The organism is Pelistega indica (assembly GCF_000506865.1).
GTDB lineage: Bacteria > Pseudomonadota > Gammaproteobacteria > Burkholderiales > Burkholderiaceae_B > Taylorella > Taylorella indica.
On sequence record NZ_AYSV01000080.1, the window covers coordinates 1 to 9,979 of the forward strand.

Sequence of the window (9,979 nt, forward strand, 5' to 3'; positions counted from 1 at the left end):
TCAGCAAAAAAAAAATAGCTTAAATAGCTTAGGACTATTATTCAGATTAACCCCACAGCAAGTGAGTGTCCAACGTCATCAGCAATGGGTCACTACACCGATTGATCAGGTAGTTATTGGCGATATACTCCGTGCAAATCATGGTGAAAGAATTGCCGCTGATGGTATTGTACAAAGTGGTGAGGGTTGGGCAGACGAAAGCCATTTAACAGGTGAATCTAATCCTGAACAAAAGATGGTTGGTAGTAAGGTATTAGCAGGCTCTGTTATGAGTGAGGGCAGCATCATCTATCAAGCGGAGCAACTGGGTAGTAAAACACTACTTGGCGATATGATGCAAGCCTTATCCGAAGCACAAGGTAGTAAAGCACCAATAGCGCGTATTGCAGATAAAGTCTCTGGTATTTTTGTCCCTGTCGTGGTAGGAATTGCTATCTTAACCTTTGTGATTACCTGGGGTGTGAAAGCTGATTGGGTGACAGCATTAATGAATGCTGTAGCCGTATTGGTGATTGCGTGTCCATGTGCTTTAGGTTTGGCAACACCTGCAGCAATTATGGTGGGCATGGGTAAAGCCGTTAAACAGGGCATTTGGTTTAAAGATGCTACTGTGATGGAAGAGGCTGCGCATGTTAATGCAGTGGTCTTAGATAAAACAGGGACATTAACTGAAGGTAAGCCAAAAGTGGCTGCCATTTGGCGCTTACCAGATAGTACAGTGACAGAAGATGATTTATTACGCATAGTAGCCGCAGTTGAACAAAATGCAACGCATCCTTTAGCAAAAGCGATTGTGGATTTGGCAACTGAGAAAAATCTTTCTATATTAGCCACTCATGATGCAAAAACTATTGTTGGTGAGGGAATTGTAGCGACTGTAGAAGGAGTGGGTGAGGTAAAAGTAGGTAAACCATCTTTTATACAAGTAGTCTTGCCAGCTGACTTACCACGCGTATGGCAAATTGCTAGTGTGGTTACTGTGGCTATTAACGGAAAACCAGTAGGTGCCTTTGCTATGGCGGATAGTCTTAAAGAAGATACTGCCAAAGCCATTAAACGCTTACAAGAGAATGCTATTGATGTCTATGTGATGAGTGGTGATCATCAACAAGTTGTCGAATATATTGCACATGAGCTAGGTATTCAACATGCAATGGGGAATATGAGTCCACGAGATAAAGCTACACAAATTCAGCAATTGAAAGCTAATGGTAAAATTGTGGCAATGGTGGGGGACGGTGTCAATGATGCGCCTGCTTTAGCCGCAGCAAATGTAAGTTTTGCAATGAAAGGTGGGGCTGATGTTGCCGAGCATACAGCTAGTGCGACATTGATGCAAAAATCCGTTAATCAAATGGTGGATGCTTTATTAATCTCTAGAGCAACGTTGAAGAATATTAAACAGAATTTGTTCTTTGCCTTTATTTATAATGTGTTAGGGATTCCATTAGCTGCATTGGGCTTTTTAAATCCTATTATAGCGGGTGCAGCAATGGCGATGAGCTCAGTTTCCGTTTTGGGAAATACTTTAAGGTTAAAAGGTATTAAGATTAAATGATTTTTATCATAATCTTATAAAGGGAGTTAGTAGACTATGAAACTATTTGGCTTTACTAGTAGAGTATCCTCAAGTGATTCAACCATATCAGCTAGCGAAAAAAGATAGCTTTAGTAGAAAAATTTAGAGGACGTTAAATGAGTAAAGCCAATACCTTAATGAATTTATTAAATAGCTTATCGCCAGATCAGCAACAATTTTTGGCATTACCTGTTGGTAATCACCCTCTGTATCCTAAGCAAACAGACTACTTTAAGGATATGCAGGCAAAAATGACAATGGGTAATGCCTATTTTGAATCGAATATTCCAATTGCTTTTGTAGGAGAGTATTTAGCAGATTCAGTAAATCCGTATATTAAGAAAAGAGGATTTCTTATTACGGATAAGCATATTTTTATTCAAAGCAAACAATTACCAAGTTCTTTTGTTTTTCAATTGGATAAAACAGTGAGTCCACAGCTTGTTGTGCAAATGGTCTGGGAGGCATTTGAACAAAGTGTTTATCCTGAAATGCCAAAGGAAGAGCTGATAGCGATTCAGAACATATTTTCACGTGTTATCACGCTTGTGCTACCAGCTATTCAAGCCAAAATGTCTGTGTAACTAATTAATAGCAAATGCTATTATTACTGCCCATACGTAACTTCCCGCCCATAACTACTCCACGAATAGGCATAGGATCAAGCATTTCTTTACTACGAATATCAAAACGTAATACTTGAGGAGGTCCTTCATCTACTGTCATGAGTAGGGTTTTACTATCACCTGTTACCCACATATCTACTACTTCATAAGGGAAGCGATAGATTTTCTTATCTTCGGGATTATCAAATGATTGGAATAATAGACCTCTATCTCCGCCAAGTATCCAAGTGCTTTCTAACCAACCAGTACGGAATATTCTAGGAGAAAAATCTACGTTAAAACGCATTGGTTTTTCATCACCCGCATTGAAATCAAATATGGCTACGCTACCTGATACATCAGCGAAAAGTACATGCTTAGAATAGGCATCAATATAAGGCATATTGAGAGGGCGATAGGTGGTACCTACTTGATACATAGGTCCAGTAGTAAGCAATTTATCTTCTTGTGGAAAATAGAACTAAACCCTCAGAACCATCTAAGGTTGTAAATGCCACCAATAAAATCCTCTGGACTTGATACACCCGTATCTAGGCCAGAAGAGGTTTTAATTCGACCAGTAAAGTCAATCGTATCCCAGGGTTTCTCAATAGGATCATATCCATATTTACGGTAAATTTTTGGTTTTTCCTTATCAAGCACCCAGAACGACTGGCTAAAAGAGCTAAATAGTAAGGTGTAGTAGGCGTAAAGAACTGTTTGACGTTTTGAGGAATCAAATTTCTCAGGGAATATTTTAACCTCGCCTGTTTCATAATTCACAATACCTACCTGATCGCGTAATCCTACAGCTAATAACTTAGATTGAGGAACAAAAAAAACTTGATAAAGAGGCGAAGGTAAAGGAATAATTTTTGTCTCGCGTGTGCGTAAATTATAAAGATATAAGTCAGATACTTCGGGATTACCTAAGGCTAACATCGCATCATCACGAGCCATTTCAATGACTTGTGGCTTGATGTTGAAGTTTAAGAGCTCAACGGACTCACCAGTCATGATATCGAATACAGTAATATAGTATGTTGTTTTATCCGCAATAAATAAATAACGCGTAGGGTCGTAAAGTGTTTTCGCTTCTGTTGCAGCAAATACAGAAGAAGTGGGTAATGATAGCGATAAACCTGTTGCTGCCGATAAGTTTAAAAAATCACGTCGTTTCATAACACACCTTTAAGAATACGGATAAAAAAGTAACGGCAGTTGAGCCGTTGCTCATACATGACTTATATAGTGGTCAGGATAAATTAGTGCTTATGACCTTTATGAGAGTGATCATGTTTATGATCGTGATGCTCATGATTATGCATCATATTATCGTTTCCTAAGGCTTTAGCTTCTTTCATAATCGTTGCAACAGATTTTACTTCTGCTTGGCAAGTGGCTGAAGAACCATTACTGAATTTAAAAATCATTTCGTGTTTTTCGCCAATTTTCGGAAGTTTGTCATCAGGAATTTGCATTAACATCACATGGTCACCACCTTTTTTGAAATAGCGATCACCTTTTTCAAGTTTTGCATTGGTCAGAGGGATCATTGTCATGACATTGTCTTTCATTTGCATTGAATGAATTTCAACGTTAGGCGTAATGCTTGGGATTGATGCAGACACAATATCAACTGGCTCACCATTATTGATAAACTTCACAAATGCTCCAGTCATATGTTTACCAGGTAAAACTTCTTGAATAGCACAATTTTCTAAGGTAATGCTAGAAGATACTGCCTGAGTTTCTGCTCCTGCAGACATACTTAAACCAAGGAGTAAACTAGTTAGAACAATAGTATTTTTCATAATCAATTAACCTCATTTATTTTGAATAATACACTGAGCATATGTTGTTAGTGACTCAGTCTCTTCAATAATGCCATTTTTAATAGCAACTTGTTTGCCTTGCACGAAAAGAGCGTTGAAAGGTAACCCTTTGCCTCCAAGTTGTCTTAATAAGCTCAATCCTTTAACAGAATAATTATTAAGTGCAGATAATTTTTGATCAGCAAAAAGTTTGTTAATATCTTCTTCTTTATCACCTAAATTAATTGTATATAAAGGCATGTTCTTTTCTGTGCTTGCAAAATTATTAAGTATAGGTAATTCAATTCTACATGGGGCACACCACAAAGCCCATAAATTAACTAAAGCTACAGGTGCATCTTTGGCTTGAGGATAAACATCTTTTAGCAATATATCTTGTTTATGCTCCGTAAACCCCTTTGGTAATTCACATGCTTGCTGCTGATTTAAGGTGGTATCAGTATGAGTATTTTCTACGTTACTAGCTGTTGCTGTCGTGGCAGGTGTGCTCGTTGCCACTGCCTTTTCTTCCTTGGGTAAGCTCGTATCAGCAGAAGAGACCATAGCTTTTTTTTCTGGAGATGAATTATCACTCAGTGCCTTATCTAGTGCCTCTGTTAATCCTTTATCTCCAATTTGATAGTCATATACATCAACTAACTCATGATTTGGGTTAATGAGATAGATCAAAGCACTATGATAAACGGTATAAGAAGTTCCTTTTGTGGGGATATCAACTTTTTTGCCATTGAGACGATAACCGAAAGTGGCACCTAGTTGTTTAGCTAAATCCTTGATATTTTCCATTTTTCCAGTTAAACCAACGATTCGCTCATCAAAATAGCTTGTATAGGCCTGCATAGATTCTGCTGTATCATTAACAGGATCAATGGAAACAAAAATTGGGACGATTTTCTCAGGGTGCTTGATGGCTTTCATCGCTAAGCCATATTCGTATAAGGTAGTAGGGCAGATGTCAGGGCAAGAGGTATACCCAACGGCTAGCAAGAGATATTTACCAGGGTAGCTTTCTTGAGTGACTTTGCCGTGAATATCTTCGAGGTCAAAAGTAATTTGTTTTGCATAAGAAAGGTTACTTATCGCTATTAAGGAAATCACAAAACAGAAGCGAGTAATCAAACGTAGAAACATGCCAGACCTCTTTCCTTTTTATTGACTCAATTATGAATACTTTACGCAAATATGCATGATTGAATTAATATTTTTGTACTACTACTGGTCAAATGAATGTTTTCATAAGACCAGTAGTGTTAGTTATTACTTAATGTATAACCAGTAAATTATTTTTTCTCTTCAACTTTGTGAGGAGCTACTGTTTGTTCCATTAAGTCATTGTTCCATTTACCATCAACTTTAATTTGAGCTAATGCACCAAGGTTCACAGCTTCAATTAGGTTGTGTGATAAGTAAACATATGTACCAGGTTGTTTGAAGGTATACATTGCTGCACCTGCTGAACCAGCTGCAATTACCCAAGATTCTAGGTCTTGTGCAGGAGCATCAGCTAAGTTACCACGTTCCCAAACATATTCACCGTGACCACCAATTAAGTGAGGGTAAGATTGACGGTTAGCTTGAGAGTGATAAATCATTAAAGTTTCACCGACTTTAGAAGTAGGTGCATTGTCACCGGTGTAAGCACCTTTACGCTCACCAAACACGATATGTGTTGGAATTAGGCCGTCCATGACTTTCTTGTCATCAGCAAAAGAGAGTGATGGGCTAGAATAACGTTTGTAGGCACCTTTCTCATCTTTTGGAATATAGAAGTCTTGTTCGCCAATATAGATGGCTTTGTCATAAGTAAGTTTGTTACCGTTTTTGTCTTTTAGACCGTCTTTAGGAATTACAACAATAGCACCGTTCATACCATGAACAACGTGCCATGGAATCATTGCGCCACCAGGAGCACAGTGGTAAATATGTACGCCAGGTTTGATAGCTTTCCAACGAACAACTACTTCTTCACCAGGAGCTACGTGAGTTAATTCACCAGCACCTAATGCACCAGTAGAGGCGTGGAAGTCAATGTTATGTACTAATTGGTTTTTAGATAGGTTTTTAAGTTTTAACTCAACATAATCACCTTCGTGAACAACAACTAGTGGACCAGGAACAGATCCATTAAATGTAAATGCCCACATAAACACGCCAGGCTCAACCTCAATTTCCTTTTCTTCGATGAACATTTCAATTTCAACGATACGTGGAGCTGCAGGGTGATCTAATGTATGCTCAGGAACATTAGGTGGAGCAACTAATGTTTGTTTGACGCGCTCTAATTTTTGAACGCTATCTGGTGCTTTAATGACTTCGTAGCCAGGTAAGCCACCAGTAGTTGATTTGACTTGAGATTCTGCTTGCGCAGTTGTAGCAGCGACAAGTGCTGTGAATAATGCTGTAGCAATAAATTTCTTGCTCATTTAATTTCTCCTCTACTAACACAATTGTCAGTGCTGTTAGTGTAAACGAAGATAGGTAAAAAGCAGTTGATAAAAGTCAATAACCCGAGTTTTTTTGTGGGTTATTTATAAAAAAATTGTAACAGCATAGAAAGGATGATAAAAAAATGCTTGTACTGATAAGGTTGTCCTGAAAGTACAAGCATTATGAAATTTATAACTAAATGTAAAATAGTATTTATAAAACCATGGCAGCAATCCAACCAGACACCATTAATGGCAAGTTGTAATGTAAGAAAGTCGGAATAACAGTATCACGAATATGGTCATGTTGACCATCAACATTTAGACCAGAGGTTGGACCTAAGGTGGAGTCAGAAGCAGGCGATCCCGCATCACCTAACGCACCAGCCGCACCAATAATAGCAACAGTTGCTTCAGGGGAGAAGCCCATAGCTGTACAGAGAGGAACATAAATAGCAGCAATAATAGGGAGCGTTGAGAAGGAGCTACCAATACCCATCGTAACTAATAAACCTACAAATAACATTGCAAATGCAGCCATGCCTTTACTATTGCCAAATAATGCAGCAGAGGCTTCTACTAGTGGTTGAATTTGTTTGGTTTCTTTCATTACTTCCGCAAAACCTTGTGCTGCAATCATAATGAAGCCAATCATAGCCATCATCTTAATGCCGTCATTGAAAACATTATCAGCCTCTTTCCAACGAACAACACCTAATGCCATAAATACAGCAAACCCAAACATTGCGCCTAAAAGCATAGAGTCAGTCCACACCTGTACTACAAATGAGACAACAATAGCAATTAATGCAACAATACTGCGATAATGACTAGGCTCAGGTTGGCTAGCTAACTGAGCATTTTTCATATCTGTCTCTGTGGATTGGTATTGACGATGCTTTCGGTAACTAATAAAGATAGCGATTAATAAGCCAGCCACCATGCCAAGAGCAGGAATAGTCATGGTTTGGAAAACATTAATATTACTAACATCAAGACCTGCTTTCGAAATATTGCCTAGTAGAATTTGTTTTAAGAAAATTTCACCAAAGCCGAAAGGTAACCACATATATGTAGTCACTAGACCGAAAGTCATGATGCAGGCGAGCAGACGACGATCGATTTGAATGCGATTGAACACAAGGAGTAATGGTGGAATGACTAATGGAATGAATGCGATATGAATCGGGATAAGATTTTGACTCATAATACTCATTGCCAGGATCGCGAGTAACAGACTCCATTTGATGTAGCTACTAGAACCAGATGATTGATTAATCTTTTGGATGACTCCATTTGCTAAGGTGCGTGGTAGACCAGAGTGAGCAATCGCGACAGCGAAAGCCCCTAGCAATGCATAGGAAAGAGCAATTTGTGCTCCATTAGAAAGACCTGTTTGGAAAGCTTTCATTGTGGTGGCCATATCAAGCCCACCAAGTAGCCCCCCTGCAATTGCGCCAAGAATTAAACTCAATACCACATGGACACGAGCTACCGATAACACAAGCATCACCAAGACGGCGACAACAACGGCGTTCATTGTTACTCCTTTAAGATTGTAATAAACTGAAACGAGTTTTAGTGTAGCATAAGCCTTCCGAAAGATGATGGAGTCAAGACGAGTTTTTGCTTGGGGGTTTTGATTTCAGATAATTTTGTCGTGTTGAACAGACATTTGCAAAAGCATAAACAGGTTTGCTGATTGGGAAAATAAGAGAGGGATGAATGTAAGAAAAAATCCCTATGTTGTAAACTGACTTGATAAAATTTGGGCGTTTGGTAATAGGGATTTATAGAAGGGAAATAATTGCTGATGAGGAATTAACCACCACAGCCACCACAACAACCACTTTCAGAAGCTTTTTCCTTTGCTTCTTTTACTTCTTTAGTGTTGTTATCTTTTTGGCGTTTTACTTGTTCAGCTTGTAAATTTTCTTTGGGTGTATTTTCTTGACTCATTTAGATCTCCAATAGAGAATAAATATGAATTACCGGGTATTGGTAACTCACTCTCTATTCTAATGGCTAATCGTTCATCTCAATAGAAAGCCCTGTATCCTTTTGTGGGTAAGCACAAATAATTATTACATCAATGAGTTGTGCGTGAGGTATAGTTTTTGGCTAGGAAATTTAACGTGTTTTGTAAAACCCACCCAACACCTAATGCAAAACAGAGGGTCCCTAAACCAACTACGCCCCCTAGTAGCCAGCCAATAAAGCAAACTGTTCCTTCAATAAGAGAACGAATTAACCCTATTTTCCATCCAGTTGCTTGATACAAGCCAACCATTAATCCATCACGAGGTCCCGAACCCATGTGACATGTTAAGTAAAAGCCTGAGGAAATGCCAATAAACAAAATGCCACTAATGGTAAGAAGTACTCGTAGGGTCAAATTATTCGGCGCGGGAAGGAAGTATGTTGTTAGACCTAAACCAAGGGCGATTAATGCGATATTTAAGATAGTTCCTAACCCCGGTTTTTGATGGAAAGGAATCCATGTCAACATAACCGCCACACTAATAAAGAAAGAGACAATTCCTACGTTTTTATCAAGCTTGAAAGCAATGCCTTGAGCAAGAACTGTCCAAGGGGTGGAGCCTAAAGATGATAGCACTAATAAACCTTCTCCAATACCAAAAATTAGTAAGGATATACATAGCACCATAATTGGTTTTGGTCCTGCTTTCCAAAGAGAATTTGAAGACCATGTTGTTAATGGTAGTGTGTGTTTGCGAGTGCTCATAAATTTGTTTGTTGTTCTATTGCAGACCTAACCACGCACGAATTGCAGCATGATTATGGATTAGTTGAATGTATTGTTGTGCGGGAAGAGACATCATAGAGACCAAATCATAATTAATCAATCGTAGTACCACAGGAGTGTAATACGCGTCTGCAGCGGTAAAGGTATTGCCCGCTAAAAATGGCCCCTTAAAATGAAGAAGTCCTTGTTGCCATAATTCGTCCAAGCGTGATAATTCTTTTTTGAGTAAGGAATCAGGGATTATGCTTTTCACAAAAACAGGAGAAAAATTACATTGTTGGCGCAATTGTTGGAACCCAGCGTGCATCTCCGTGCATGCTGAATAGGCATAGGCTCGTGCTACTTTGTCTGTTGGAAAAATGGCAGGGTAGTCTTCTGCTAGATAAAGTACGATAGCTAATGAGTCCCATATAAGTGTATCACCGTCCAACAGAACGGGTACTTGAGAGGTGGGTGAAAAAGTTTTCCATAGTGCTTTTTGAGTGGTATTATCTTCTAGATAGGGATGCTCTATTTCCTCAAAAGGAATGTCTAGTGCCTTCATGAGCACCCAAGGTCGCATAGACCAAGAAGAGATTTTTTTATCACCGATATGTAGTTTTAGCATGGGAATTGTGCTCCAACATCTTTATGTGCTAGTTGCAATTATCATAAGTTAATGTGCTATAAGCGTAAAGAAGAGTCTAAATCTGTACCACAATTGCAACATATAAGAAGGCTTTTATGGTTGAGTTAGCGATTTATTCTTGTAATGTAGATAAAGCTGA

11 protein-coding genes are annotated in these 9,979 nt (G+C 38.7%); 2 read left to right on the forward strand and 9 right to left on the reverse strand.

What is annotated here, in order from left to right:
* Together V757_RS21340 and V757_RS21345 are read left to right on the forward strand one after the other, a co-directional pair.
* Positions 1-1,558 (forward strand): heavy metal translocating P-type ATPase (locus tag V757_RS21340; RefSeq protein WP_023950930.1); only part of this gene is annotated, 1,558 nt, incomplete at its 5' end.
* A 137-nt stretch (positions 1,559-1,695) separates the two neighbouring features.
* Positions 1,696-2,163 (forward strand): hypothetical protein, encoded by a 468-nt coding sequence (locus V757_RS21345; protein ID WP_023950932.1) that lies wholly within the window; start codon positions 1,696-1,698, stop codon positions 2,161-2,163.
* Positions 2,164-2,167: 4 nt separating this feature from the next.
* Here the strand turns inward: V757_RS21345 and V757_RS29270 are convergent, their stop codons facing one another.
* The 9 genes from V757_RS29270 to V757_RS21380 form a co-directional block, all read right to left on the reverse strand.
* Positions 2,168-2,641 (reverse strand): hypothetical protein, encoded by a 474-nt coding sequence (locus V757_RS29270; RefSeq protein ID WP_245586990.1) that lies wholly within the window; start codon positions 2,639-2,641, stop codon positions 2,168-2,170.
* 32 nt (positions 2,642-2,673) lie between these two features.
* A complete protein-coding gene (locus V757_RS29275; protein WP_245586991.1) occupies positions 2,674-3,366 on the reverse strand; it encodes a YncE family protein in 693 nt (230 codons plus the stop codon).
* An 83-nt stretch (positions 3,367-3,449) separates the two neighbouring features.
* Positions 3,450-3,998: a copper chaperone PCu(A)C gene (locus tag V757_RS21355; protein ID WP_023950934.1), complete on the reverse strand. Its 549-nt coding sequence runs from the start codon at positions 3,996-3,998 to the stop codon at positions 3,450-3,452.
* Positions 3,999-4,010: 12 nt separating this feature from the next.
* Entirely contained in the window at positions 4,011-5,150 is a 1,140-nt protein-coding gene (locus tag V757_RS21360) for an SCO family protein (RefSeq protein WP_023950936.1), read from the reverse strand.
* A gap of 149 nt (positions 5,151-5,299) precedes the next feature.
* The gene (gene nirK, locus V757_RS21365; protein WP_023950938.1) at positions 5,300-6,442 is read right to left on the reverse strand and encodes a copper-containing nitrite reductase; all 1,143 of its coding nucleotides are present in this window, start codon (positions 6,440-6,442) and stop codon (positions 5,300-5,302) included.
* A gap of 217 nt (positions 6,443-6,659) precedes the next feature.
* On the reverse strand, positions 6,660-7,985 hold the full coding sequence (locus V757_RS21370) for a Na+/H+ antiporter family protein (protein WP_023950940.1): 1,326 nt from the start codon (positions 7,983-7,985) through the stop codon (positions 6,660-6,662).
* A gap of 281 nt (positions 7,986-8,266) precedes the next feature.
* Positions 8,267-8,404 (reverse strand): hypothetical protein, encoded by a 138-nt coding sequence (locus V757_RS28450; protein WP_023950942.1) that lies wholly within the window; start codon positions 8,402-8,404, stop codon positions 8,267-8,269.
* A gap of 130 nt (positions 8,405-8,534) precedes the next feature.
* Positions 8,535-9,191: a membrane protein YczE gene (gene yczE / locus V757_RS21375; RefSeq protein ID WP_023950944.1), complete on the reverse strand. Its 657-nt coding sequence runs from the start codon at positions 9,189-9,191 to the stop codon at positions 8,535-8,537.
* A gap of 16 nt (positions 9,192-9,207) precedes the next feature.
* On the reverse strand, positions 9,208-9,819 hold the full coding sequence (locus V757_RS21380; protein WP_023950946.1) for a glutathione S-transferase family protein: 612 nt from the start codon (positions 9,817-9,819) through the stop codon (positions 9,208-9,210).
* Positions 9,820-9,979: the final 160 nt, after the last annotated feature.